This window comes from Olivibacter domesticus (assembly GCF_900109575.1).
Taxonomy (GTDB): Bacteria; Bacteroidota; Bacteroidia; order Sphingobacteriales; family Sphingobacteriaceae; genus Olivibacter; species Olivibacter domesticus.
The window spans coordinates 214,668-240,904 of record NZ_FOAF01000007.1 but is presented as its reverse complement, the minus strand read 5'-3'; the positions used below and the strand labels follow the sequence as shown (position 1 = coordinate 240,904).

Genomic DNA, 26,237 nt, shown 5'->3' with positions numbered 1-26,237 from the left:
ATTAATTTGCGGATAAGTAGCTAGCCACTCCTTCGCGGTTAGCATTCATAGCCTGCTTACCTTCTTCCCAGTTGGCAGGGCAAACTTCTCCAAATTTTTGAACGTGTGAATAAGCATCAATTAAACGGATATATTCTTTTACATTTCTTCCTAAAGGCATATCGTTTACACTTTCGTGGAATACTTTTCCGTCTTCGTCTACTAGGTACGTAGCCCTAAAAGTAACGTTAGAGCCTTCCACAATTAAAGAATCCAATTCTTCGTCATAAGCAGCTTTTTGAATATCTAAAATGCCTAAAACATTGGCAAGATTACGGGTAGTGTCTGCTAGGATGGGATATGTTACTCCTTCTATTCCGCCATTATCTTTTGAGGTGTTTAACCAAGCAAAGTGCACTTCGTTAGTATCGCATGAGGCTCCGATTACGATCGTATTTCTTTTTTCAAATTCAGGCAATGCTTCTTGAAATGCATGCAGTTCTGTAGGACAAACGAAAGTAAAATCTTTTGGATACCAAAATAGCAACACCTTTTTACCTCTTTTCGTAGCTTCTTCTAATACATTAATTCTTAAATCATCTCCCATGTGGTCCATGGCGTCAATTGTAAGATTCGGAAATTTTTTACCTACTAAGCTCATATTAAATATTTTTTCGTTTTTGATGTTGCAAAGATAAGGGTTTCTAAAAGGTTAAAGTATCTTATTTTCTTATATGGTATAAATAAAAACTATATTTACAAGGCTGTGATATTATAAATAAAAATACTGAGGGGGCGCCTTTTAGTAGACCTTTCCTGTTTCTGAGCCGTTTTAATATGCTCCTCTACTGTTTTATGCCATTAACAGCAGTAAGGATTTCGAATGCTAAGTGGATAACAACAAAATACAAAGTCCTACATTATAAGGTATATAATCGAATATCTATGCAATATAATTCCATATTTTCAACTTAAAATACAGACTCATAACGGACTTAACACGGACTCACTATGGACTCATCCAAAAATTAGCTATAATAGTGTCTTATCTTCATCGCCAGATTAAGATATCTTTGCATGAGGACGAGCAATGTTGAAATATAAAAAGATTGTCATATGAAAAAGTGACCGTCATAAAATATACACCTTAATATTACTCTTTAATATTATTCTTTGAATATCAGGAATTCTTTTTATCAATTGCATATAAAAGGAAATTTGTCTAAGTTTGCGTTCCAAATTGGCCCTGTAGTTCAACGGATAGAATAGAAGTTTCCTAAACTTTAGATATGGGTTCGATTCCCGTCGGGGCTACGAAAGAGGCAAAGAATAGCATCCTATTATTTTGCCTCTTTTTTGATTGGTTCATAACCATCATCTTGTATTTTGTGCAAAATGTCATTTGGATCATCATCAATGTTAGCCCAAGCAGCGGAATAAATTCAATTAATGGCGATTTTAATCATTTTACCCGCACTACTGCTCATTTCTTTTTTGCCAATCAAATTTATCCTTATTTGCTTGGTTTTGAATAGATAATTCCGAAAGCTTGGTATCGATTATGTCTTTACTAACCCATTTGCCATTAAAAAAAACGCCAGCAATTTTTCTGGTATTTCCAATGTTCACTAAAGGGTTTGCCTCAAGTAAAACAAGGTCAGCAAATTTTCCCACTTCAATCGTTCCCACTTTATCACTGATCTGCAACCAGGCTGCGGGAAGTCGGGTAGCTGAGGCTAGTGCCTCTTGGGGGCTTAAGCCGGCTTTAACAAGTAGCTCCAGTTCATCGTGTAGTGCATAACCCCATACTACTCCTGAAGTACCGGCATCCGTGCCAGCAAGAATCGGAACACCCGCGGCTTTAAATGCTTTTACGAGTTTATTATGAAATTCAACCAACTGGTCAAAGTAGTCAATACGCTTTGCATTGGTACCGCGGTTATATTGATTAGAAGTTAACCATTTGCTTTGCATAAGTGGATGAACGTAGGCTAGATAGGGCAAATTACGGATACTGTCTAGCGTACGGGCCTGCTGGGCAATACGTACCATTGTGATCAAGGTGGGAGATAGCCAGGTACCATTTGTTTTGGCAAGCTGTGCGAAATGTGCTGCATCTCTGTCACTGTAATCCTTAGTCTGTTTAGCGAATTCTTCGGCATGGGCAACCAGATCGAAATTGGGAACAAAGGCCTCCTGCAATTTGCCCTGAAAGGCATTTGGTATGTGCCCAACTACCTTCATCTCGCCCTTTGCTGCTTCGTCAACGATGGCTTTAAAGGTTTCGGCATCAAGACTTGAGTAGACTTTTATAAATTCAAAGCCCATACCCTTAGCAACACGGACTATTTGTCGTCCATCAGAAGGGGTATTAGCGATCATACCGGTAGCATGACCTCCATCGATCAATGCGGCTAAAGCAATGCGTGGACCGATAACCTTTCCTTGGGCAATCTCATTCCGTTGGCCAAAGTGTTCGGCCCTTCCGCTCAATTCAAAGGCTGTAGTCACTCCATTTGCGACATAAAGTATCATGAAATCTTGCGTATCTATAAAAAAATTGGCTGCTTTGGTTGGGTAGTTGGTTCCGAAGCCAGTGCTTGCCAGGTTGTGAACATGCATATCAATGAGACCGGGTATTAACCATTTCCCACGCCCATCTATAACCTGGGCAGAATCGGGTATAGGTCCATTTATCGATGTAATTTTGTTATCCCTGATTACTATAGTAGCGTTGTTAATGATGTCATTTCCTGAAGTCATCGGGATTAAATTGACATGCTCGATTACAAATAATCGCTGCTCTTTGAGGGACTGAAAACGGGAATTACCAGAAGGCCTAGATAGGTTTTGGCAGCTATAAAAAAGCGATGAGATCGATACTAAAAGAGCTGCAATACAGTGGTTCAAATGGTCTCGAAGCATATTCATTTATTTGGAACTATAAAGATTATGGACGGCATTACTACCCATCAATTAGAACAAATATAATCAAACGCTAAATAATCCGATCTTTTATAAAAGGGGAAAATTTTCAATACTGCTGGCCCACCACATAATTACTTGGTTGTGCTTAAAGTGCTTGAAATCAATATGTTTTCGTTTTTTTTGTTATAGATCGATCAGTCAACGGTGTTTTTTATATAGATTTGCTCTGGGATTAACTATAGGCTAAATGAATTCGGTGAATGACGAATGGCCCTCTTTATTATAAACACAGCTAAAATACACTTTTTATAATCTCATATGGAATTTGATTTAATCATCATTGGTGGGAAACCTGCAGGGGCAAGCTTGGCTGCCCGCTTAGCATCTACCGGCTTAAAAATTGCAATTGTGGAGAAAGATCGTGTAATGGAGACAAAGGTTGTTTCTTGCCCTTTGTTTTTTAGTAGTGGAATAAAGTTAATGGAGGAGATAGGGGTGCAGGAAAATATTTACACACTACCTGGAAGTCAAATGGCAGGAGCATCACTCGAAATGTCTACTTATTTCAGAACATTCGTCAAAATGCCGACAGAGAGTGGGAAAAATTATGTTTATGGACTTAATAGAAAAGTTTTTGATAAAGCTTTATGGGACAACCTCAGCCGTTTTTCAAATGTAGAACGGTTGGAAGGCTTTGCTGTTCGAGATATTTTAAAAGATGAAAAAGGTGAAATGATTGGCGTTTTAGGCCGATTCAGAGGAGAGGAGGAACAAAAAATTTATGGGAGAGCTGTTGTAGGTGCAGATGGGCGGAATAGCTTGGTAGCGCGTAAGATGGAAGCAAAGGTTACGGAGGAGGTGAGCGCATTTAATACCACCGTTTACTATGCTTATTGGGAAAATGTGCTTCCTTATGAATACGAAGGAAAGAACTGGATTCAGATACATACTGGATGTGATGGTTTCAGTTTTATCTTAATCCCAGCCGGAAATAATTTGACAGGAGTTCTGGTGCAATGCCGACATGATTTTTTTGAGGCAAAAGAGGGAGTAGAAAAATGGTACCTGGAAAAATTAAAAAGTTATCCTCAAGTGTATCGCCGGCTTATCAGTGCTAAACAGGTTTCAGCGCTCAGTGGGATTAAAAATGTTCCCAATCTTTACAGGCAAGCTTATGGAGCGGGTTGGGTTTTGGTTGGCGATGCCTATCATCAAAAGGATTCTTACGATGGCCAAGGGATTTACGACGCATTGTTAGGCGCGAAAATATTGGCTAAACAATTACTTGCATGGCATGCTGGCACACTCAGCTGGAACCAAGCAATGCAAGGATATGATGCTGAAATTTACAATCAAACACACGCCATGTTTCAGGAAACAATTAGTCGTTTAAAACGTGAATTATTCTCTCAGCCTTCACCTGCAGTAATTAAAGGGCCAATGAGGTGGTTGCTAACCAATGAGAATTATTTGAAACAATTTTCTAAATTGTTAACAAGAGAGATTGCACCAAAGAACTGGGCGCCCAAAAGTGTAATAATAAAAGCAATGCTTAAAGGGATTGTTGGAAGTATTTCAAAAAGTAGTAAGAAAGATAGTTATCCCATAGTTTAGCAAAAGCTGTTAATCCACCTGGAGATAGTATTATTTAAAAGCGCAGTCCTTTTCGTGATCGTTAACCATCCCCACAGCCTGCATATAGGCGTAGCAAATGGTGCTTCCAAAAAATTTCATACCTCTTTTCTTTAGATCTTTTGCGATCGCATCCGATTGCGGTGAAGTGGTCATAAAATTTTTGTATTCTATTACATGGTTACTGATGGTTTCTTTGTTAGGCATAAAAGAATATAGATAATTAAAAAATGATCCATGTTCTTCTTGAATCTTTCTAAAAATCTGCGCATTTGTGATGGCAGCCTTCACTTTTGCTCGATTACGAATAATGCCTGGATCCTGCATTATTCTTTCAATATCTTCTTCTCTAAAGTTAGCTACTTCTTCTACATCGAAATCTGCAAAGTTCTGTTTATACCCTTCTCTCTTTCTCAATATGGTAATCCAGCTTAATCCGGCCTGAGCTGATTCCAATATTAAAAATTCGAATAAGGTTTTATCATCCCTTACTTTTTTTCCCCATTCTTTATCATGGTAATCCATGTAAAGAGGGTCATTTCCGCACCACCCACAGCGTTTCATATAAGTTCTTCTGTTAAAGGATCCCAAAACACAGATTTAAAGTTAACTACCCGATCATTGTTGATTTTTACCCCTTCATTTTCGAGTAATTGTTGCATAAGGTCGGGATGGCCGAAGGCCGCCTTCGCACTTAATTGCCCTTTGCTATTCAGTACTCTATGTGCTGGAACTGGCGGATTAGCCTTTCCAGCATTTCCCATTGCATAACCAACTATTCTGGCTGATCCCTCTCTACCTAGTGCACGGGCTATGGCACCGTAAGAAGTAACCCTTCCTTCCGGAATCTGTCTTACAAGGGCATAAACACTTTCATAGAAATTTAAATCCTCCATGTCGTTCTATTGCTTGGCTAAAGTAGTAAAAATCTCTCCAAAAAGTGCATATTTGCGTATGTTGAAAGGAACATTATATCTCTTGCCGGTGCCCTTGTCGGAAGATGCTGCCGAGGCATCTTATACCCCATTTCTTAAGGAAGTGATAAATGAAATAAAAGAATATATCGTAGAAAATGAAAAAACAGCAAGGAAATTCTTAAAACAAGCTGGCTTAACAATTCCGCAGCATGATTTGATTATACATGATTATGGAAAACATGCCAGAAATAAATATAATTTAACAGATTTTTTTGAAGGGTTATTGGCGGGGAGAAGCGTAGGGTTAATGAGTGAGGCAGGTTGTCCGGGCATTGCAGATCCGGGGGCAGATATCGTAGCGGAAGCGCATCGATTAGGTATTAAAGTAAGGCCTTTGGTTGGGCCAAATTCAATGATTTTAGCATTAATGGCTTCCGGATTAAATGGGCAGAGTTTTGCTTTTCATGGTTACTTGCCTATTGATAAGGCGGCTAGAGGAAGGAAAATTAAGGAATTAGAGCTAGCTGCCCAGCGTAGTCTGCAAACGCAGCTTTTTATGGAAACACCTTTCAGGAATAATCAACTATTGGAGGAAGTATTGAAAGTTTGTTCTCCGAAAACCAAATTATGTGTTGCTTGTAATATTACCTCGTTAGATGAGTTTATTATTACGGAAACCATAGCGCAATGGAGAAAACGAAAAGTGGATCTGCACAAGAAGCCAGCAATCTTTCTGATTCTTTAATGTGGAAAGGAAGGTTTGGCGTTCAAGTGCAGATTTTAAAGAATATATCCCTAAAATTCACCATTGACGGTATCATCCCATTGCTCATTCCACTCAATAATAAAATCACCGCTTTTGTCGATGTCTTTTAGTAGCTCACCTTTAAAAAGGAGCTGAACATTGTTTTTTACAGCATTATTAACTGTGAAATCTCTAAGTAGTTCATCTCCTTCGCCATATACCAAGATGTTATACGTTAAATCTACCGGCTGATTTACATCACCAATGAACTGATTAAAAGTTATGGATTTCGTTTCTTCTTTAAATGGTTGGACAAAAGTAATCATCGAAGCGTCAGACACAGGTAGAGAAGATGGATTACCGTAAGGTGTATAAATAAAGTTTTCGTGCATGCGATTGATAACAATTTTATTTATGAAGGATAAGTCTGCTGGATCTGTAAATTCAAACTTAACATTGCTAAAATATCTGTTGAGTGCAACGTCAATTGGACTATTGCTTTCGGATACCGTGATGTCAGTAATTTGTGTGCCAAATATCGAGGCTTGATCGTTATCAAAATGGTTGGCTACATAGAAATCTTTAGCGGCAGCCGGGCTTTTTGAAAGGAGTAGGTTTTTTTTCGATGAGTTCGATACAAATGAAGCATAATAAGACCCTACAGGCAATTTGAGGGATAGTGGAGAGATCTGATGATCAGCTTCAAAAGCGAGATCACCCTCTAGCGCCAATGTGTTATCCTCCTTTTTAAAAATGTAATAGTTAATTTTATTAAGGACTGTTTCTTCAGAACCATCAGCATTATAAATACCTGATATGTCAAAATTGTCTAATCTCAATAAGCCCGTGGCCTCATTATAGTCGCCGACTGTCCCTCGCTCTCCACCAAAAGGCTCTATCATAATCCAGAGATGTTCATGCTCATTCGTTATTATTGTACTTAAGTCAAACTCAAAGTGATTTCTGCTTTGCTGTGACATGTTTGTAAATTGATTGTCTTCCGATATTAAAGTAAAATCACTTCCTTCATTAACACTGCAATAAATTTTAAAATTTTTAGGACCTGTATTGGAGCTCGCAGCATCAAAATCAATTTTCGATAGGGCGGAAACATTCTTCATGGGCATTTTAAAAATGATACGCTTTACACCTCTCATACTAACACACTGTCCTTCCGGAAACATATCGTGTTTATATCCTGTTGGATATGTAAGGGCTGTGTTTCCGGGTTCAAGCATTATACTCGCGTTATCTGGATGAATAGCCACTTCTGGAATTAAATTACTCTCATTAAATGACCAAAAGTAGAGAGATCGAACTTGGTTAAAGGCAACATTACTTTTTGCTCCGTTCTTTGCTGTTGCCATTTTTGATGATAGGGGCCTAATTTCAGAACTAAAACCGGTTAACTTGAAAATAACAGTTTTTAGTTCATCTGAATTTTCTTCAGGAGCAGGAATTGGAGCAGTTTTTTCGCAACCAACAAATAAAAAGAAAAGGAATAATAAATAAAATAAGTTTAGCGTAGGTTTTTTCATAATACGGTTTTAAGGTTAAAAAAACAGTCTAATATGCTAAGCACATATTAATAGAAGACCGAATTGGTTATGTGTCTGTAATTGTAGACTTTACCTACAAAAAAGTAGATAATCTTTTAGAAAACCTACCTGTTCAGTGGAATGAACAAAATGAACAAAAGAAGGAAAGAACGTATGAAAGCTAATTGGGTGATGCTTTACATACGTTCGATTAATGGTATGCGATCTAGTCTATCAGGTCAAATCCAATATCACGTCGGAATTCTTTTCCTTCAAAAAAGATTCTTCCGGCATCAGCTGTAGCCTGCTGTAGAGCATCTAACAAATTATCCTTCAAGGCTGTTACGGCCAAGACTCTTCCTCCAGCAGTTCTAACCTCATCATTAACTAAGGTCGTCCCGGCATGAAAAATGATAGATTCTTTTACATTCTCCAATCCGCTAATAGCTTTTCCATTTTCATATTTTCCAGGGTAGCCGCCCGAAACAATCATTACAGTGGCAGCAGTTTTAGCTGAAATCTCGAATGATTTTTCGGAAAGATTTTCTTGTGCAACACCTAATAACAAATCAACAAAATCACTTTCGATGCGTGGCAGCACACTTTCCGTTTCGGGATCTCCCATGCGTACATTATATTCAATAACATAAGGGTTGCCATTATCATTCATAAGTCCAATAAAGATGAACCCTTTATAAGGAATGCCATCTTTTTTTAGGCCTTCTACAGTTGGAACAACCACTAGGTCTTCCACTTTTTTCAGAAATATTTCGTCTGCAAAAGGTACTGGAGAAACAGATCCCATCCCACCAGTGTTCAGCCCGGTATCTCCCTCACCGATTCTTTTGTAATCTTTCGCGGCCGGTAAGATCTTGTAATCCTTTCCGTCGGTCAATACAAATACAGAAAGCTCTATACCTTTTAAAAAATCTTCTATTACTACCTTATTACTGGCTTCTCCAAATTTAGCATCGGCAAGCATTGCTATCAATTCTTCTTTTGCTTCTTCTATTGTTGAACAAATGAGGACCCCTTTTCCTGCGGCAAGACCATCTGCTTTTAATACAATGGGCACTTCTCGTGACTCCAAATATTTTAATCCTTCATCAAGGGTTGCTTTCGTGAATGATGCCGATAGCGCGGTAGGTATCCCATGTCGATGCATAAATTGCTTAGAAAAATCTTTACTTCCTTCTAATTGCGCACCAATGGCCGTTGGGCCAATAATAGGAATATGTTTTAGTGCTTCGTTTTTTAGAAAGTAATCGTGTATTCCCTTTACTAATGGTTCTTCAGGACCTACAAGCACTAAGTTGATCTCATTTTTTAATGAGAATTCTCCTAATGATTCAAAATCGGTAACCTTTATATCTACATTTTTACCATAGGCTCCTGTGCCAGCATTTCCCGGGGCAATAAATAATTGCGAAGTCAAGGGGCTTTCTGAAATTTTGTAGGCAAAAGCGCTTTCTCTTCCACCAGAACCAATCAATAAAATATTCATCTGTTATTTTTTAATTTTAAAGAATTCTCCTACATGCCCGAAGGCTCTAAATTAAGATACCCGCAAAGTTATTTTTTTTTGCTAGAATTGACGGATTTTTTTAAAATGCTTCTAACAGATTTTTTCGTATTTATAGCATTCCCATCATTCAAAAGCCGACTTTAGGAATATAGATTTTTTATTGTGCTTTTCTTGCTAAAAAATGTATCTTGTATGAAATAAGCTTAAACTATTTGCTGCTTGTTTTGTTGTTTTATTAAGCAATTAGAGGCCTTTCAAACATGAAAAAATCATTGTTTTTTTTCTTGATGCTAATGTCGATGCAGTACATAAGTGCTGCGCAGCAAGTTAATGACAGTACTGATGCCCTTAATCGTTTACTCCGTAATTTAGATAAATATCAAAAAACGTATCCGCAAGAGAAAGTTTACCTTCACATGGATAAGCCATATTATGTGGCTGGTGAAGATATTTGGTTTAAAGCTTATGTTACCATTAGTCAGTTCAATTTTCTTTCCGCGGTGAGTAAGATTATGTATGTCGAGCTCATTAATAATCAGAATGAAATTGTACAATCAAGGCGATTGCCTGTGATCTCCGGTCTAGCCATTGGCGACTTTAAATTGCCGGATACTTTGCGGGAAGGTAGCTATCGTATCCGCGCCTATACCAATTGGATGAGAAACTTTGATGAGGATAGATTTTTCGATAGAACATTTGTTATTGGGAACAGCTTTTCTAATGGCCTGATCACTTCAAGCAAATTTACTTATAGTGAAGAGAAGAAGAGAAAAGTAGGACATGCAGTTATACATCTGAAAGACCTTAACGGTTTGCCTGTTTCAAATAGAATCGTAAATTATGAAATAAGATTGGATCCTAAAAGTTCAGCGAAAGGGAAGGCTCGTTTTGATGAGCAGGGAACTTTAAATCTTGATTTTGCAAGTAAAGATAAGATTGATATTAGTCAGGGTGTTATTGTGTTGAATATTGACAATGCCGATAAACCTCCAATAGTCAAGTACATTCCTATTCAAAAGCAACAACTAGGTGCTTCCATACAATTTTATCCTGAAGGGGGTGTATTGCTAGCTAATATAATCAATAAAATAGGCTTCAAGGCGTTAAATGAAGAAGGTAAGGGAGCAATAGTTAAAGGTGTCATTGAGCATGCAGGGCAGCAGGTAACAACTTTTGCTAGCGATCATAATGGGATAGGTAATTTATCTTTTACTCCAGAACAAGGAAAAACATATCAAGCGATTGTGAATTTTGAAAATGGGAAGACGGTAAAAACAAATCTGCCTGCGTCCTCCACTGAGGGACTTACAATAGCCGTTAATAATAGTCTCAAAGACGCTGTTTGGTTGCAAATATCCGCTTCACCCAACTTAGTGAACGGACAATCATTATCTGTTATGGCTCAGAACAACGGGCAGGTGTTTTTTGCGGCTAAAAGTAAATTGAACAAAGCGGAGATAGCTATTAATATTCCAAAGAAAAATATTCCTTCTGGTGTTATACATTTCTCTTTGTTTGATGAAAAGATGGACTTGCTGGCGGAGCGCGTAGTTTTTAATTTAAATGAGACGGATGTTCTACCCATTGAAGTAAAGGCTAACAAAAATATTTATACGCGAAGAGAGCAAGTAGCTTTAGCAATAAAGAACTTGGGGATCAATGATTCTTCTCGAATTGGAAGCTTCTCCATAGCAGTTACTAACATGGACAAGGTGGTGGATAGCGCCAAAACAGAAGCCAATATTTTTTCGTCCTTGCTATTAAGTGCAGAAGCTAAAGGATATATTGAAAAACCTGGATACTACTTTAAGGATGATAATCCAACTATTAGGAGACAGCTGGATAATTTGATGCTCACGCAAACGGCAGACCGTTCTTTTTGGGAAGATATGAAGAAAGGAGAATTCCCAGAGAAGTCTTATCAATCTGAAAAGGAGATTCGCATTAGTGGGACGGTTACGAAACCGAATGGGGAGCCGGTTGATAAGGCAAAAGTGATGGTAATATCACCGCAAAACATTTCTACTGTATTGGATACTGTTACCGGACCGGATGGACGATTTAATTTTGACAAAATACTATTTTATGATAGTACAAATTTTGTTGTACAGGCGCGAGATGCACGCGGGAAAAAGAATGTAGAAATTAAACTAGATGAAGTGCCGAGGCAGCAGGTATCTCAAAATAAGAACTCTCCGGATATCACCATTGATGCTAATCGATCCTTAGGGAATTATTTGGACAATGCAGAAAAGAATTTTTCGGAGCTTCAAAAATATGGTTTCCTAGAACGAAGTATTTTATTGGAAGAGGTGGAAATAAAAGATAAAAAGAAAGACCCAGCAAAATATTCGGCAAATTTAAATGGACCTGGAAGAGCCGATCAAGTGATTAGTGGAGATGAGGTTTTTTTTAATGGATGTCCAACACTGGATATGTGTTTAAATGGACGGCTAGTCGGGGTGATTTTTAGGAATGGTGTACCTTATAGTACGCGCTCGCAAAATCAGCCTATGCAGATTATACTAGACGGTATGTATATGGATGCATCCGCATTAAATATTATACCACCTACAGATGTAGCTTCGGTTGAAGTGTTGCGCACAATTGGTAATACAGCCATCTATGGAAGTTATGGAGGTGGTGGCGTTTTGATAATTACCACGAGGCGTGGAGATCAGCCAAGAAATTATAGTAGAGATTTATATACACCTGGAATTACTACGTTTAGCCCGCAGGGATTTTATGAAATACGCGCTTTCCCGGCACCCGATTATAGTGTTAAAGAGATCAAATCAGAGATGAAAGACCTACGGTCTACTATCTATTGGAAGCCTGATGTCGTTACTAATGATAAGGGGCTTGCCGATGTATCTTTTTACACCGCTGATGAACCGGGTGTTTATCAAATTGTAGTGGAAGGATTGGATACAGAAGGCCATCTAGGTAGATCGATTACCTACATAACGGTAAAATAAATTACTGAAAAAACATATATGGATTATTTAAAATTAGAAGTAAAGGAGCGGATAGCGCATTTGATGTTAGATAGAGGAACCTCTAATGCGTTGAATGATAAGATGGTAATAGAACTTAAAAAGGTGCTTATTGAAATCGAAAATGATGAAAGTATTGGGGGGCTCATACTATATGGTAAACAAGGTTTTTTCAGTTCGGGCTTAGATTTAATCACGCTTTATGATTTTGATGAAAAGCAGATGAAGGATTTTTGGTTTGAATTTTTAGACCTTATAAAAACCTTCGTCGCCTTTCGTAAACCGGCCATTGCCGCCATTGGAGGCCATAGTCCAGCCGGCGGGTGTGTACTTGCTTTGTGTTGTGACTATAGAATTATGACAGAAGGTGAGTATATTATTGGATTAAATGAAGTTCCAGTTGGAATTATTGTTCCCGACAGCATTTTCGATTTATACAGCTTCTGGCTTGGAAGGGCAAGAGCCTATCGTTTTTTATTAGAAGGAACCTTGCTTCACCCGCAACGCGCCCTAAAGGTTGGCTTAATTGACGAAATGGTGTTGCCTAATCAATTGCACACACAAGCCGACAAGCAAATGAAGAAATATATTAATTTGAATTGGAAAACATGGCAATTAAGTAAACTGAACATGCGGAAAGAACTCATCGCTCATTTTAGTCAAGATCCAGCGGAAGCCATTGATATGGTTTTAAAACAATGGTGGGAACCTTCTACGCGATCAGTTGTAAAAACAATTATTGATAATCTCAAAAGTAAACAACCAAGTAAAAATGAATAATAAAATGGGTGCACTACAGGATAATGCGTTGATTGATAAAACAATTGTGGTAACTGGAGGAGGAACAGGGCTAGGGAAGGCCATGAGTACCTACTTTTTGGAACTTGGAGCGAAGGTTGTAATTGCCAGCAGAAAGCAGGATGTGCTTGATCAAACTGCAAAAGAGCTAATGGAAAAAACTGGCGGACAAGTATTGGCTGTCGCGTGTGATGTTCGTGAAGTTACGGATATAGAACACTTGCTAACGAAAACGATCGAAACATTTGGAAGTGTTAACGGCTTGGTGAATAATGCTGCAGGAAATTTTATCTCGCCGACAGAAAGATTATCAGCTAACGCATTTGCCGCTGTAATAGATATCGTTTTAAAGGGAACGGTCAATAGTACATTAACTTTTGGAAAATATTGGATAAAAGAAAAAATGCCTGCATCCATATTGAACATAGTTACCACGTATGCTTTTACTGGCTCTGCTTACGTTGTTCCTTCTGCAGCGGCTAAAGGTGGCGTATTAGCCTTAACACGTTCTTTGGCTGTTGAATGGGGTAAATATGGGATCAGGAATAATGCCATTGCCCCCGGGCCTTTTCCCACAAAGGGCGCGTGGGACAGATTGTTACCGGGCGATCTAGCCGAGAAATTTGATTTTAAGAAAAGGGTACCTTTAAAAAGAGTTGGAGAACATCAAGAGCTTGCAAATCTCGCCGCCTTCTTAATGTCTGATTATGCTGGTTTTATAAATGGAGAAATCATTACGATTGATGGAGGTGAATGGCTTCAAGGGGCAGGCCAATTTAGTGCCTTGGAAGCTATTCCTGCCGAAATGTGGGATGTACTTGCTGAACAAACGAAAAAAGCCAAATAGCAAAGGAACATAAATGAAGGTACTTTATAATAGCTTCAAATTTCTAATTTTTGCAAGCTTTGTGTATTTTTGTCTAAACTTTAAAACATAAACTATAAATACTTGACACTCTGCTGTGTAATGGGGTGGGTGCTTAAGTTTGCTTAACAGATTGGATAGAGGGTTAAAAATGATAATAGCCGGTACACAGACACAAGAAGAAACTTTTACGCTAGAAGAGATTTTAGCAGGAACAAAAAGCTTTCATCGTTTAATACTATGGAACGATGAAGTTAATACTTTTGACCATGTGATTCATTGCCTCATGAAATACCTTGATTATAGTGAAGGTCAGGCGGAAAAAATAGCATGGAAAGTTCATACGGAAGGGAAATGCGCAGTGTTAGAAGGGACTTTTACCGAAGTGGATGTGTATAGAAAGATACTGAAAGAAGAGGGGTTAACGGTTAGCATTGAATAGTATTTCTTTCGATATATCCTTGAAACCTGAATTCGATTATTATTCTCGGCTCTGAATGCTTTGAAATATGGCATGCCTTTCGCTGGTGTTGCTTATCGCATATTATTGTTTTTGAAATAGTCTTAATGCTGTTCGTTTATAATTACCCAAGTAAGTTATCCTCTCTTGAAGAACGATAAGCAAATCAATGTTTGTTGGAACGCTTTCGGTAATGACCGCAAATACATGTCTTTTTTAAGCATGCTAATGCTTTCCAATAATTTGTATTCAGCTTTAAAAGCCTAACTGTACATTCTATTCAATAGTTTTGAAGAGCAGATACTAATTAGATATCTCTCTTCCGAAACCTGCTGGCTTTTGTTGATTTTTGAATAAATTTTTTTATCAAAGCTATATATTCATTCTGATTAACGGGGGTGTTTAGCATATTTAGGTAGCACCATATAATAAAAGTACTGTAATATTGGTGTTACCGGTTAATCTTGTTACCAAAAAGCCAGTCATACACTAATTGATTATATTATTTTTGACACCGTCAGAAAACTAAAACAAATATATACATAATGAAGTTACCCGTTTTGAGAAATGTTACCGTATTCTTAATTGGTTTTTTTTGCTACAACATAGCGCTTGGGCAAGATCTAGCGAATATTAGTGGTGCAGTAGTTGATTCGTTAAGTAATGAACCAATCGATTTCGCTAGTGTTACCCTTTTGAATCAACAAAATAATAAAGTTGTTAAAGGAGGGCAGACCGACGAACAGGGTAGATTTTCCTTTGGAGATATTTCACCTGGTACTTATACGCTTAAAGCTAGTTTTGTGGGATATAACGGGTACGAGCAAAGAGCAATCAAAATAAATAGTGGGCAAACGCTTGCAGTTGGTAATATCAAACTAAGTTCTTCCTCTAGCACCTTGTTAAAGGAGGTTGTAATTGAGGGTACACCACCAGCCATGCAGATGGGTATTGACCGAAAGATTTTCAATCCAGAACAAAGTATTGTCAGTGCAGGGGGAAATGCTTCGGAACTGCTGGCTAATGTTCCTTCTCTATCGGTAGATATGGATGGAAATGTAGGGTTAAGAGGATCTACCAATGTTAAGATCTTAATCGATGGGAAGCAATCTGCTTTGGCGGGAAGCAACATTAACACTTTATTAGAATCTCTACCAGCCAATTCCATTCAAAGAATTGAGGTGATGACAAACCCTTCCGCTAAGTATGATCCGGAAGGACAGGGGGGTATTGTAAATATCATCCTAAAAAAAAATATTCGGACGGGATTTAATGGTATGGCTCGCGTCGGCGGAGGCTCATATAATAACTATAACGGAGGGATAGATCTTAATTACCGAGATACAAAGTTCAATTATTTTGGTGGCTATGACTTCAGAAAAAGGAATAATCCTGGAAGTGGTTTTAATGATAATAGGTACAATGACGGAAGCAGGGTTTACAACACCAGTGATAACGGAAGAAAAGGCAACAGCCACACTGTTCGCTTAGGGGCTGATTTTTTTGCAACCGAGAAAACGACGTTGGGCCTTTCGGCCAATATGAACTTAAGAGATAATATTCGGAGAGAAGATCTATTTTACACGTATTATGATCCTACAGGGGCTATAATTGGGACTAGTCCGCGCTACACCAATCAAAATGAGGATGATACCGGATATGAGTTTAACTTCGACTTCAAGCGAGAGTTTGAAAGAGAAGGAGAGGAATTGACCGCTAATGTCTCTTATGGTCGTAGTAAGGAAGACGGTATCCAAACGTTTGAACAAACGGCTACAGATCCTTCCATTGTGATAGACCCTAACCGGATTAATGATACTTACGAAGACGGTAAAAATGTTAATATACAGGTGGACTATGTCCTCCCCTTCAGCAAAGAGCAAAAGCTTGAAACCGGGTATAGAACAACGTTACGTTACAGTGACGAGCAACAACTATCTAATACACTGTCTTCTTCTAGCGGACTGTACGAACCGGATTACAACTTGACAAATGATTTTAATTTGGATGATGTGGTGCACGCACTTTATGCCAATTATCAGAATAAGCTGAGCGATAAATTTGGTTATCAGGTAGGTTTGCGGGCAGAACAAGCATATTTAAATACGGAGTATGTATCTTATGATCCGAGTCTTGCGCCCGAAAATCGGTCTACGAAAGGGCGATTGGATTATTTCCGTGTTTATCCCAGCATCTATTTGACACAGGAATTATCCGAAGGTTCATCTTTGCAGCTAAGTTATACCCGTCGCGTCAATCGGCCTCGGGGCTGGCAGGTAAACCCGTTCTTAGATATTTCTGATCCTGTCAATTATCGTCAAGGTAACCCAAACCTTAAACCAGAGGATATTCACTCCTTAGAGTTGGCTTATAGTAAGCGCTTCGGAAAAGTGAATTTAACATCCTCCGTATACCATCGAATAACCAATGATGTGGTAGAGATGATAGTCGATTCGGCAGCAGCCGGTACCAATGTTACCTATTCAACATTCCGTAATATCAGTCAGAACCGTGCTACAGGTGTTGAGCTCATTTCGCAATTTACACTGAACAAAAATTTTGACTTCATGGCCAATTTCAATGGCAACTATCAGTCTTTTAGTGGTAGTGAAGAATATGGTGTTGACGCGAATAGCGGTTTCAACTGGGATGCAAACCTTACGGCAAACGGAAGGATTGCCAAAGGATTGACGGCACAGCTCAGAGGAAATTATATGGCGCCGCGTGTAATGGCACAAGGAACGTCTACGAGTATGTTCTTTGCAGATGCTGGACTGAAGCTTTCCGTATTGGAAGACAAAGGAAGTATCATGTTTAATGTACAGAATATTTTTAACAAGGCGAGGTTTGGGGGAACTCGTTCTACCGCACAGTTCAATAGTGAATTTCAGCGAAATTTCATGAAAGGTCCAAGGGCTATGTTGACGCTCTCTTATCGTTTTGGTAAGCGACCTCCTGATCAAGACCGCCAACGAAAAAGAGAAGAAAATTCAGAGGATTTTCAAGGTGGCGGAGAAATGCAATAAAAAGATGTATTTTTGCTGATAGGACAAAACTAAACAACATGTATACAGCTTTTAAACACTTACATTCGGGTCTGCGCTACGTAGTACTTTTATTATTAATACTGGCTATCATCACAGCAATTAGCGGTGTTATTGGGAAGAAAACTTATACGGAAGGTAATCGTAAACTAAATTTATTTACATTAATAGCTGCTCATATCCAGTTAGTTGTGGGGATCGTTTTATATACAATGAGTACGATGGTATCATTTAGTGATATGGGAACTGTTATGAAAACTGCTAATCTAAGGTATTGGACGGTAGAGCATGTTATCATGATGGTACTTGCAATTGTATTAATTACGGTAGGCCATTCTAAATCAAAAAAGGCAATAAATTCTGCCGCTAAACATAAACCGATTGCGGTTTTTTATACCATCGCGCTAGTTATTATTATAGGGGCGATAATGATGGCGGTGAACAAAGGGTTTATAACTTTTTGGGGCGTTTAAATTTCGCCCTCTCTCAATAAAAAAATTTGATATATTGAAATTTTATATTACGTTTGCTTTATGATGACAATCGAAACTTCATTACGTAACTGGTGGTGGCCTAATAAAGAGCAACGCCGGGAACACGTATTTATGGCATAGATTGATCAACCAAAGCCTTAAAAAATTAACCCGACACAAAACGTCGGGTTTTTTTGTGTTTAAAAAGATGTTAAAAAGTGAAAAAATATATAAATGAGCAACTATCAGCTAAAAACAAGATTTAAAAAATTACTGGCAGATACCACAACACCAGTTAGTATTTATTTACGTCTACGAGATGTATTTCCTAATAGCATTTTACTAGAAAGCTCCGACTACCACAGCAGAGAAAACAATATGAGCTATGTATGCTGTGATCCTATTGCTGGAATAGTATTGGATCACGAGGAGCTAAATGTTTATTATCCGGATGGGGAAAAACAAACTAAATCTGTCAGTGGGCTAAATTTACGAAAGGAAGTATCATTATTTCGACAGTCTTTCAGTGAAGAACAGCCTTCAGATTTTAAATTTATCTCCAACGGTTTGTTTGGTTATTTTACCTTTGATACGGTGGCGCATTTTGAAGATATAACCTTGAATACAACGATCGATGAAGCCAGAAATATTCCTTATCTTCAATATCATGTTTATCGTTATGTGATCGCTATCGACCATTTTCGGAATGAACTGTATATTTTTGAACATTATTATCAAGACCCAAAAGAGGATGGGTTAAATAGAGTTCAATACATAATACAAAATAAAAATTTCCCCGAATATCGATTTGAACTTAATGGCGAAGAAAGCTCAAATAAAACCGATGATGAGTATAAAGCCTTGGTTGAAAAAACGAAGGGACATATTTTTAGAGGAGACGTTTTTCAAATCGTTCCATCACGAGCTTTTAGTAGACCATTTTTAGGAGATGAATTTAACGTTTACAGATGTTTACGGTCTGTAAATCCCTCACCTTATTTGTTTTACTTTGACTATGGCGATTTTAAGTTGTTCGGCTCTTCTCCAGAGGCGCAACTTACTATAAAAGATGAAGAAGCAAGTATCTATCCAATTGCTGGAACATTTAAACGGACTGGAAATATGGTTGAGGATCTACGTGTGGCAGAGCAACTAAAGGCTGATCCTAAAGAAAGTGCAGAGCATGTCATGCTAGTTGATCTGGCACGAAACGACTTGAGCAGGCATTGTGTAGATGTGGAAGTTAAGTCTTTCAAAGAGGCGCAATTTTATTCACATGTAATACATTTGGTGTCTAAAGTAAGTGGGAAGCTGCAGCAAGGGGCAAATCCATTCGACGTTGTTGGAGATACTTTTCCTGCTGGAACGTTAAGCGGGGCTCCTAAACATATGGCCATGCAGCTCATAGACCGTTACGAAAAACAACAAAGAGGTTTTTACAGCGGTGCTATTGGTTATATGGGTTTTAATGGTGATTTTAATCATGCTATCATGATAAGAACTTTTCTGAGTAAAAATAACAGATTACATTATCAAGCTGGAGGAGGAGTAGTAGCTGATTCTTCTGCTGAAGGAGAGTTAAATGAAGTCAATAACAAGATTGCAGCATTAAGGAAAGCCGTAGAACTCGCTGTAAATATCTGATAAATTATTAAATTACTTATAATAAGGCATAAAATGCCTGTTTTCAATTATTAAGAAATGGCACAAAAGGAACTTGCTACTGAATCCAAAATATTGGTAGTAGATAATTATGATTCTTTTACTTTCAATTTAGTACACCTTCTGCAGGAATGCGGAATGGATTGTACTGTCCTGAGAAACGATAAATTTTTGTTGCAAGATGTGGCAGCGTACGATAAAATTCTTTTATCTCCGGGACCTGGAATTCCAGAGGAGGCTGGTTTGTTATTAGATGTTATTCGAGCCTACGGGAATTCAAAAAGCATTCTGGGAATATGTTTGGGGCAACAAGCAATTGCAGAAGTTTATGGAGGCAAATTGTTTAATTTGAAAAAACCCGTCCATGGAACCGCTACACCACTGAAGATTTTAACTAGAGACGAACCATTATTCAAGGGGTTGCCCGAGAGATTCATGATTGGGCGTTACCATTCTTGGGCGGTAGATAAATTGGATTTTCCAGACGTGCTGGAAATAACAGCAGTAGATGATGATGGCGTAATTATGGCTTTATCTCATAAAGAGTATGATGTTAAGGGTTTGCAGTTTCATCCCGAATCAGTATTGAGTGAACATGGAAAGAAACTTATTGAAAATTGGTTGAATAATTAATTGAAAAGATCGAGCAAAATAGCTACTTAAGAAAATGACTATATTAGATAAAATAATCGAAAGAAAAAGAATAGAGGTAGCACAGGCAAAAAGGAAAGTAAGTGAAGAAGAATTAAAACATGGAATATTCTACGATCGACCCTGTCATAATTTAAGAGATTTTATACTTGATAAGGAAAGAACAGGTATAATAGCTGAATTCAAAAGAGCATCGCCTTCAAAAGGAATAATAAACAATGCGGTTTCTGTTACCGAAGTGGTAACCGGTTATGCCGAGGCAGGGGCCTCTGCTATTTCCGTTTTAACTGACCATGATTTTTTTCAGGGATCGCTAACTGATTTGCTGGAAGCAAGAAAAGCAGTTAATATTCCTTTATTGAGGAAAGATTTTATCGTAGATGAGTATCAGATAGCAGAAGCAAAAGCATATGGTGCAGACATCATTCTGTTAATAGCTGCGGTATTATCAAATGAAGAAGTAGCACGATTGGCTAAATATGCTAAGTCACTGGGATTAAATGTGCTTTTAGAAATTCATAATGAGCAGGAGCTTATTGGGAATACCATTGCGGAAATTGATGCCATAGGAGTGAATAATAGAAATTTAAAGGATTTTTCAGTTTCTATTCAACATTCATTGGATTTGGTGGACCTGATTCCTCGTCAATATATAAAAGTTTCCGAAAGTGGTATAAGTAATCCGGAATCTATAAAAGCACTAAAAACCACAGGTTTTCAGGGGTTTTTAATTGGCGAAAATTTTATGAAATCTGCTAACCCGACCTCTTCTATAAAGGACTTTGTTGCAGTGTTAAATAAAGAGAATCAGTCATAAATTTAAGAAATTGTAGAACTCTTTTGAGCGTAAATTCGTCTTGTTTGATGATAATAAGGGAACCTTTTTTATATCAACTTTTGCTTGATCAAAAGTTGAGCAAAAATCAAGGCTATGGATGCTACGTTGCATCTGATTGCAAAGCATCTATAACACGTATTGCAGCCGCTACGCTTCCTCAATCCGCTTGGTAGGTTGTAAATCAACGGTGCTGCCAATGCTTTGCTGCTCACTGCTGCCTTATCCTCCAAGGCCATTCGACCCTGCTCACGATCCCCAAAAACTGGTATTAACGGTCAAGGCGGATTAATTGGATTAATTAGAACGGAGAGTCGTTGCGAGTAAGCATAGACGTTCCGAAGAACGGAAATGGCATGAGCTTGTGTAGGCAGCAATCGGCAGCTGACATGCCTGTAATTCATTTTAAAGCGCAGCTACGGAAACAGAACAAAAGACGAACGAAGCCCTAGCCTTGTGGGGAGAGTGCTTCTTTTGTGTCCGGCATGACAGCCACGGATTGCAACGGAGCAAGCCAGCCAAAGCACCTTGCCAATGGGCGCGGCAAGTGGGAAAAGATCTGCGCGATCAGCGCATAAATTAAAGGTTCCTTTTCATTCAACAATAAGAAATAGATAAAGATGTCTATTCTATGGGGATTCCCAAAAAGTTCGTTTGACCAAATAACAAAGTGAAATAATTATTCGTTTCACTTTCAATACTATGTATTAATAAAAAAATCTTCAAAGCGTTAATAAAGCATTTGATAGAAGAAAGTTTTCCTTTTTTTGATGAGAATTTCTTTACAAATAAAGAACAAATTAGCACATAAGGTGAGAAAAAGATAGATTACGCACTCGATTGCTTAGTGCCTAGTGCGAAATTTAACTTAAAAAGCGCATTATTTTATTATGCTAAACGTAATATTTCATTATTTTTGCTTCTCACCTTAAATGTAACTATCCTCAAAATGGCTAGATTAAATCTATTGGAAGAAACGCGTTTCGAGAAACTTCCCGTAAGCGTTTATAAAAATTCAAAAGCAGCTTCTTTATCCGTAGCTGCACGCATCGCAACTTTAATTAAAGAAAAGCAACAAAAAGGTGAGCAGGCCATACTTGGTCTCGCTACAGGTGCAACTCCTGTTCAAGTTTATGCAGAGCTTGTACGCCTTCATCGTGAAGAAGGATTAAGCTTTAAAAATGTAATTACATTTAATCTGGATGAGTATTTCCCGATGCAACCGGATTCCGTTCAAAGTTATGTTACGTTTATGAACAAACATTTGTTTGACCATATTGACATTAACAGAGAAAATGTTCATATACCTGATGGTCGGCTAGACCAATCTTCAATTGCTGATTATTGTATGGAGTATGAGCGAAAAATCACGGAATTTGGAGGATTGGATTTTCAATTGTTGGGAATTGGTAGGACTGGGCACATTGGATTTAATGAGCCGGGCTCCGCACCCAATTCAGGTACACGATTAGTTACCTTAGATGATTTAACAAGACGTGATGCCTCGCGTGATTTCGGGGGAAAAGAAAATGTGCCAACCAAGGCGATTACGATGGGAATTGGTACTATTTTTAAAGCACGCGAGATTATATTGATGGCATGGAGCCCTGTAAAGGCGGAAATTGTGAAGAAGGCAGTAGAAGGAGAAATGTCTTCAGAAGTGCCAGCTACTTATTTGCAATTATCTGATAGTGTAGAATTTATTCTTGATGAAGGTGCGGCTAGTGAACTTACTCGCTTTAATACTCCATGGTTGGTAAAAGATTGTGTATGGGATTCTAAGACCATTAAAAAGGCAGTTATATGGCTAGCGCAGACCTTAAGGAAACCGATACTGAAATTAACAGAAGAAGACTATAACAATCATGGTATGGCGCAGTTGGCCACAGAGAAAGGCCCTGTATATAACATAAATATTGATATCTTCAATCAATTGCAGCATACTATAACGGGATGGCCGGGAGGTAAACCCAATGCAGATGATAGTCAACGGCCGGAAAGGGCTGTACCAGCAAAGAAAAATGCTATTATTTTCTCACCGCATCCTGATGACGATGTAATCTCAATGGGCGGTACATTTATTCGGTTGGCTGATCAAGGACATAACGTACATGTTGCCTATCAAACCTCGGGTAATACCGCAGTCTGGGATGATGATGCACTTAGATACATTGAATTTGCGAAGGATTTTGCTAAATCGACGGGTGCAGACACGACAACATTAGAAAGTCTTTATACAGATGCTAGGAAATTCATCGCTGCGAAGAAACCTAACCAGATTGACACAGAAGAGATTAGAACAATAAAAGGACTTATAAGGAAAGGAGAGGCGATCGCCGGGGCTCGTTTTGCAGGGCTACCTGATGAAAACATCCATTTCCAGAACTTGCCGTTCTATGATAGGAGTAAGTTTTCGAAAGATGTCTCCCATGAGGATGATATTGTTCAAACGATGGCGTTATTACAGCAGGTGAAACCGCATCAGGTATTTGCTGCTGGTGATTTTGCAGACCCCCATGGAACACATAAAGTGTGCTTCGACATTATTTTAGAAGCACTGAAACGACTCGATAAAACAGAAGAGTGGACTAAGGATTGTTGGTTATGGCTATATCGTGGAGCTTGGCATGAGTTTGAGGTGCATGAAATAGAGATGGCAGTGCCACTTTCCCCTCAAGAGGTAATTCGTAAACGACTCGCCATATTTAAACATCAATCGCAAAAGGATTTACCGGTATTTCCAGGAGATGATGCTAGAGAATTTTGGGTGCGGGCTGAAGACCGGACAAGTGAAACGGCTCGAAAATACGATGAATTAGGACTGGCCGATTACGAAGCGATAGAAGCATTTGTGCGCTGGAAGTTCTAATCGCTAAAATAATTTTTTGGATAAGGGTGTATAAAAAGCTGTTTACAGGCTTTTATACACCCTTATTTTAATGTGCTTTTTTAATATTGAAAATTTCCGTCAGATGTGATTCGGACGTTAAAGGGTTGCAAATAAGTATCAAGCAGAACTGCTAGTTGCCTTCTGGTGAGCAGATTACTTTGCTTAAACTCCCCTTTGAACCTAAATCGTTTTTTCCAACCCTTTTCTACCTCCGCATCTAATTCATCACCTCTATTGGCAACATATTTTATTAAACTAAGTACATCACTTGATTTCAAGGTGGAAATGTTTTTATCTTTAAACCAAATTTGGCTTCTCGTAAATAATTGCTTGATAACAGGTTCAATCTGTTTTGAAGAGACAAGGCTGTCGGGCAGGAATAAAAACTTTTTACTATTGCCTTCTTTCTTATATACTCCTTGCAATATACCAGTTGCTCCAACATGTTGAATCTGGGTCGCATGTGGATCGTCTAACGATACGTCTTGAAAGGGCATAATAAAACTTTTATAGGCTAATAATTCACCTTGAAGCGTTCTTGCGTTAATTTTATCAGACGAAACATCAAAAAATGCGCAATAGGCTGCAGCAGCGCCACACGCTTGGGCCAGGAGCATTGTTATTGGCACATCGTTGCCATTCAACAAGTGAGTATCATTTAGCGTGTTTACAACGAAATAATTAGCACGGTTGCTGTCAGGCAGGATACTTTTTAAAGGGATATTAAAAATTTTGTCTTCAATAGCTCCAACAGCTATTCCTGTTCTATAGAGTGGGTCATTATACTGAATTGTCTTCAGTTGAGCCTTAGGAGCAGGCTCTTCATTTTTAGTTATTAATGCAGATAATGAGGCATTTAAAGAGGCGTCTACTATTGCTTTCACTTTTATTTTCTCTTTACTGCTGAGTGTAACCTGCCAGTTTTTGCCCGATTTCTCTAGGGCGCTAATTTTTAAATTTTTTCGAAAGCTAAGCCTTTGAACTGTATCTAGTGTTCCTTCAAATACATTTTGAGCGATGCGAGGCGATATATTGTTTTTGGCAGCCCTAGAGGCAGAGTCAGATATAGTTTTAACATTTGCAATTCCCCTTAAGAAAAAAGCCCAAGTTCCTATATCTAAATGATGGTTGGTGCTTATTTGTTTATTTTTTCCACTGATGAGTGTTCCTCCGATGTGTGTTGAATCTATGATAAGCAGCGTCTCCACTCCTGACTGGGCCGATTGAATGGCCGCTGAAAATGCGCCCGCGTCGTGACCGTATACAAGTACTTGAGGCTTCGCTGCTTTTTTAGTCTTTTTTTGTGCATAGGTGTTTACATAGAGAAAAGAAAAAATAACTATTAGCAAGACCCTCACCATATTAAATGCGATTAAAATTGAAAGCGTGAATTTAAGTAATTTTAGGGATTAGGCTTCCGGATTAAGCTTTTTTAACAATTAAATTGCGCTGTTAGGTTGTATAAAAAAGGCAGATAAATCATATCTGCCTTTTTTTATGTTTGTAAATAAAAATTACATAGACGTTTCTTGTTTGGCGTCTGCTTTCATTTTATCATTTGCCACAATAACGATTTCTACACGACGGTTCTGCGCGCGACCAGCCTCGGTACTATTGTCTCCAATTGGTTCGCTAAAGCTTTTTCCTTCGGTTTTAACTCTGCCACCGGCCAATCCTTGAGATACAGCATAGGTTTTAACGGCATTTGCTCTACGTTCCGATAACCCTTGATTGTATTGTTCAGTACCCTTGTTATCCGTGTGACCAATAACTAGAATATCTGTGTCAGGATTTGAATTTAGCGAATTAACTAAATTCTTAATATTTGTTTGTGCTTCAGGGCGAAGGGCTGTCTGATCAAAGCCAAAAAGAATGCCCGAGTCAAATTTAACGATAATACCTTCACCAGCTTTTACAACTTCCGCCCCATCTACGGTCCGCTCTATTTCTGCTGCTTGCTTATCCATTTTTTTTCCAATCAGGCCTCCGGCAACACCACCTAAGGCACCGCCGATAATAGCTCCGACCGCAGTATTACCTGCTTTTTTACCTATTAAAGCTCCCAAGCCTGCACCGCCAACAGCACCAATGCCAGCACCTTTTTGCGTGTTGTTCATTGATTTAACTGTATTACAGCTGGTAAATAACATACATGAGGTTGCCAACGCAACGCCAAAGATCGCTATGTTTTTGTTTACTCTCATTTTAATATTTATTGATGATGTTTAAATTATACAAACGAAGTGCCAAAAAGTTTCGATTTCAAACATTAACTTTAAACATTATTAATATTCACAAA

At 38.3% G+C, this 26,237-nt stretch carries 20 protein-coding genes and 1 tRNA gene; 13 read left to right on the top strand and 8 right to left on the bottom strand.

Features of this window, described 5'->3' with window-relative positions; translation table 11 throughout:
- Position 1 precedes the first annotated feature (1 nt).
- Complete coding sequence (locus tag BMY50_RS21265; RefSeq protein ID WP_093328778.1) at positions 2-640, bottom strand: peroxiredoxin; 639 nt, start codon at positions 638-640, stop codon at positions 2-4.
- A gap of 581 nt (positions 641-1,221) precedes the next feature.
- Between BMY50_RS21265 and BMY50_RS21260 the strand changes: the two genes are divergently transcribed.
- Positions 1,222-1,293, top strand: a tRNA-Arg gene (locus BMY50_RS21260).
- A 162-nt stretch (positions 1,294-1,455) separates the two neighbouring features.
- On the opposite strand, the gene BMY50_RS21255 is transcribed toward BMY50_RS21260, so the two are convergent.
- Complete coding sequence (locus tag BMY50_RS21255; RefSeq protein ID WP_093328904.1) at positions 1,456-2,904, bottom strand: amidohydrolase family protein; 1,449 nt, start codon at positions 2,902-2,904, stop codon at positions 1,456-1,458.
- Between the two features lie 321 nt (positions 2,905-3,225).
- Here BMY50_RS21255 and BMY50_RS21250 point away from each other — a divergent pair, with 321 nt between their 5' ends.
- The gene (locus tag BMY50_RS21250; protein WP_093328775.1) at positions 3,226-4,521 is read left to right on the top strand and encodes an NAD(P)/FAD-dependent oxidoreductase; all 1,296 of its coding nucleotides are present in this window, start codon (positions 3,226-3,228) and stop codon (positions 4,519-4,521) included.
- A gap of 30 nt (positions 4,522-4,551) precedes the next feature.
- Here the strand turns inward: BMY50_RS21250 and BMY50_RS21245 are convergent, their stop codons facing one another.
- Together BMY50_RS21245 and BMY50_RS21240 are read right to left on the bottom strand one after the other, a co-directional pair.
- Entirely contained in the window at positions 4,552-5,103 is a 552-nt protein-coding gene (locus BMY50_RS21245; RefSeq protein WP_093328772.1) for a DNA-3-methyladenine glycosylase I, read from the bottom strand.
- Positions 5,100-5,435, bottom strand: coding sequence for an MGMT family protein (locus BMY50_RS21240; protein WP_093328770.1), 336 nt, complete (start codon positions 5,433-5,435; stop codon positions 5,100-5,102). Before BMY50_RS21240 ends, BMY50_RS21245 begins: the two co-directional genes overlap by 4 nt.
- A 58-nt stretch (positions 5,436-5,493) precedes the next feature.
- Between BMY50_RS21240 and BMY50_RS21235 the strand changes: the two genes are divergently transcribed.
- A complete protein-coding gene (locus tag BMY50_RS21235; RefSeq protein WP_093328901.1) occupies positions 5,494-6,201 on the top strand; it encodes an SAM-dependent methyltransferase in 708 nt (235 codons plus the stop codon).
- A gap of 50 nt (positions 6,202-6,251) precedes the next feature.
- Here the strand turns inward: BMY50_RS21235 and BMY50_RS21230 are convergent, their stop codons facing one another.
- Positions 6,252-7,739: a hypothetical protein gene (locus tag BMY50_RS21230; RefSeq protein ID WP_093328767.1), complete on the bottom strand. Its 1,488-nt coding sequence runs from the start codon at positions 7,737-7,739 to the stop codon at positions 6,252-6,254.
- 226 nt (positions 7,740-7,965) lie between these two features.
- Positions 7,966-9,243 (bottom strand): phosphoribosylamine--glycine ligase, encoded by a 1,278-nt coding sequence (purD, locus tag BMY50_RS21225; RefSeq protein WP_093328764.1) that lies wholly within the window; start codon positions 9,241-9,243, stop codon positions 7,966-7,968.
- 281 nt (positions 9,244-9,524) lie between these two features.
- Here purD and BMY50_RS21220 point away from each other — a divergent pair, with 281 nt between their 5' ends.
- The 10 genes from BMY50_RS21220 to nagB all read left to right on the top strand — a co-directional run bounded on the left by BMY50_RS21220 (position 9,525) and on the right by nagB (position 23,917).
- Complete coding sequence (locus tag BMY50_RS21220) at positions 9,525-12,242, top strand: TonB-dependent receptor plug domain-containing protein (RefSeq protein WP_093328761.1); 2,718 nt, start codon at positions 9,525-9,527, stop codon at positions 12,240-12,242.
- Between the two features lie 18 nt (positions 12,243-12,260).
- Complete coding sequence (locus BMY50_RS21215) at positions 12,261-13,040, top strand: enoyl-CoA hydratase/isomerase family protein (RefSeq protein ID WP_093328758.1); 780 nt, start codon at positions 12,261-12,263, stop codon at positions 13,038-13,040.
- Positions 13,033-13,905, top strand: a complete 873-nt coding sequence (locus BMY50_RS21210) for an SDR family oxidoreductase (protein ID WP_093328755.1) — start codon at positions 13,033-13,035, stop codon at positions 13,903-13,905. The genes BMY50_RS21215 and BMY50_RS21210 overlap by 8 nt, the downstream gene beginning before the upstream one ends.
- Positions 13,906-14,074: 169 nt before the next feature.
- Positions 14,075-14,365, top strand: a complete 291-nt coding sequence (locus BMY50_RS21205) for an ATP-dependent Clp protease adaptor ClpS (RefSeq protein WP_093328752.1) — start codon at positions 14,075-14,077, stop codon at positions 14,363-14,365.
- Between the two features lie 563 nt (positions 14,366-14,928).
- Complete coding sequence (locus BMY50_RS21200) at positions 14,929-17,409, top strand: TonB-dependent receptor (protein ID WP_093328747.1); 2,481 nt, start codon at positions 14,929-14,931, stop codon at positions 17,407-17,409.
- Between the two features lie 38 nt (positions 17,410-17,447).
- Entirely contained in the window at positions 17,448-17,900 is a 453-nt protein-coding gene (locus BMY50_RS21195; RefSeq protein ID WP_093328744.1) for a cytochrome B, read from the top strand.
- 234 nt (positions 17,901-18,134) lie between these two features.
- Positions 18,135-19,544 (top strand): anthranilate synthase component I family protein, encoded by a 1,410-nt coding sequence (locus BMY50_RS21190; RefSeq protein ID WP_093328742.1) that lies wholly within the window; start codon positions 18,135-18,137, stop codon positions 19,542-19,544.
- Positions 19,545-19,601: 57 nt separating this feature from the next.
- Positions 19,602-20,195 carry an anthranilate synthase component II gene (locus tag BMY50_RS21185; RefSeq protein ID WP_093328738.1) on the top strand — a complete coding sequence of 198 codons (594 nt, stop codon included), beginning with the start codon at positions 19,602-19,604 and terminating at the stop codon, positions 20,193-20,195.
- 34 nt (positions 20,196-20,229) lie between these two features.
- Positions 20,230-21,030, top strand: a complete 801-nt coding sequence (trpC, locus tag BMY50_RS21180) for an indole-3-glycerol phosphate synthase TrpC (RefSeq protein ID WP_093328734.1) — start codon at positions 20,230-20,232, stop codon at positions 21,028-21,030.
- A gap of 967 nt (positions 21,031-21,997) precedes the next feature.
- Positions 21,998-23,917: a glucosamine-6-phosphate deaminase gene (nagB, locus tag BMY50_RS21175; RefSeq protein WP_093328898.1), complete on the top strand. Its 1,920-nt coding sequence runs from the start codon at positions 21,998-22,000 to the stop codon at positions 23,915-23,917.
- Positions 23,918-23,997: 80 nt separating this feature from the next.
- Here nagB and BMY50_RS21170 read toward each other — a convergent pair whose 3' ends face one another.
- Together BMY50_RS21170 and BMY50_RS21165 are read right to left on the bottom strand one after the other, a co-directional pair.
- Entirely contained in the window at positions 23,998-25,299 is a 1,302-nt protein-coding gene (locus BMY50_RS21170) for an FAD-dependent oxidoreductase (protein ID WP_093328729.1), read from the bottom strand.
- A 153-nt stretch (positions 25,300-25,452) separates the two neighbouring features.
- The gene (locus BMY50_RS21165; protein ID WP_202907898.1) at positions 25,453-26,142 is read right to left on the bottom strand and encodes an OmpA family protein; all 690 of its coding nucleotides are present in this window, start codon (positions 26,140-26,142) and stop codon (positions 25,453-25,455) included.
- Positions 26,143-26,237 lie beyond the last annotated feature (95 nt).

Excerpts from the sequence above, each read along its gene's own strand:
- BMY50_RS21265 (WP_093328778.1), bottom strand. The coding sequence starts at position 640 with ATGAGCTTAGTAGGTAAAAAATTTCCGAATCTTACAATTGACGCCATG.
- BMY50_RS21255 (WP_093328904.1), bottom strand. The coding sequence starts at position 2,904 with ATGCTTCGAGACCATTTGAACCACTGTATTGCAGCTCTTTTAGTATCG.
- BMY50_RS21250 (WP_093328775.1), top strand. The coding sequence starts at position 3,226 with ATGGAATTTGATTTAATCATCATTGGTGGGAAACCTGCAGGGGCAAGC.
- BMY50_RS21245 (WP_093328772.1), bottom strand. The coding sequence starts at position 5,103 with ATGAAACGCTGTGGGTGGTGCGGAAATGACCCTCTTTACATGGATTAC.
- BMY50_RS21240 (WP_093328770.1), bottom strand. The coding sequence starts at position 5,435 with ATGGAGGATTTAAATTTCTATGAAAGTGTTTATGCCCTTGTAAGACAG.
- BMY50_RS21235 (WP_093328901.1), top strand. The coding sequence starts at position 5,494 with ATGTTGAAAGGAACATTATATCTCTTGCCGGTGCCCTTGTCGGAAGAT.
- BMY50_RS21230 (WP_093328767.1), bottom strand. The coding sequence starts at position 7,739 with ATGAAAAAACCTACGCTAAACTTATTTTATTTATTATTCCTTTTCTTT.
- purD (WP_093328764.1), bottom strand. The coding sequence starts at position 9,243 with ATGAATATTTTATTGATTGGTTCTGGTGGAAGAGAAAGCGCTTTTGCC.
- BMY50_RS21220 (WP_093328761.1), top strand. The coding sequence starts at position 9,525 with ATGAAAAAATCATTGTTTTTTTTCTTGATGCTAATGTCGATGCAGTAC.
- BMY50_RS21215 (WP_093328758.1), top strand. The coding sequence starts at position 12,261 with ATGGATTATTTAAAATTAGAAGTAAAGGAGCGGATAGCGCATTTGATG.
- BMY50_RS21210 (WP_093328755.1), top strand. The coding sequence starts at position 13,033 with ATGAATAATAAAATGGGTGCACTACAGGATAATGCGTTGATTGATAAA.
- BMY50_RS21205 (WP_093328752.1), top strand. The coding sequence starts at position 14,075 with ATGATAATAGCCGGTACACAGACACAAGAAGAAACTTTTACGCTAGAA.
- BMY50_RS21200 (WP_093328747.1), top strand. The coding sequence starts at position 14,929 with ATGAAGTTACCCGTTTTGAGAAATGTTACCGTATTCTTAATTGGTTTT.
- BMY50_RS21195 (WP_093328744.1), top strand. The coding sequence starts at position 17,448 with ATGTATACAGCTTTTAAACACTTACATTCGGGTCTGCGCTACGTAGTA.
- BMY50_RS21190 (WP_093328742.1), top strand. The coding sequence starts at position 18,135 with ATGAGCAACTATCAGCTAAAAACAAGATTTAAAAAATTACTGGCAGAT.
- BMY50_RS21185 (WP_093328738.1), top strand. The coding sequence starts at position 19,602 with ATGGCACAAAAGGAACTTGCTACTGAATCCAAAATATTGGTAGTAGAT.
- trpC (WP_093328734.1), top strand. The coding sequence starts at position 20,230 with ATGACTATATTAGATAAAATAATCGAAAGAAAAAGAATAGAGGTAGCA.
- nagB (WP_093328898.1), top strand. The coding sequence starts at position 21,998 with ATGGCTAGATTAAATCTATTGGAAGAAACGCGTTTCGAGAAACTTCCC.
- BMY50_RS21170 (WP_093328729.1), bottom strand. The coding sequence starts at position 25,299 with ATGGTGAGGGTCTTGCTAATAGTTATTTTTTCTTTTCTCTATGTAAAC.
- BMY50_RS21165 (WP_202907898.1), bottom strand. The coding sequence starts at position 26,142 with ATGAGAGTAAACAAAAACATAGCGATCTTTGGCGTTGCGTTGGCAACC.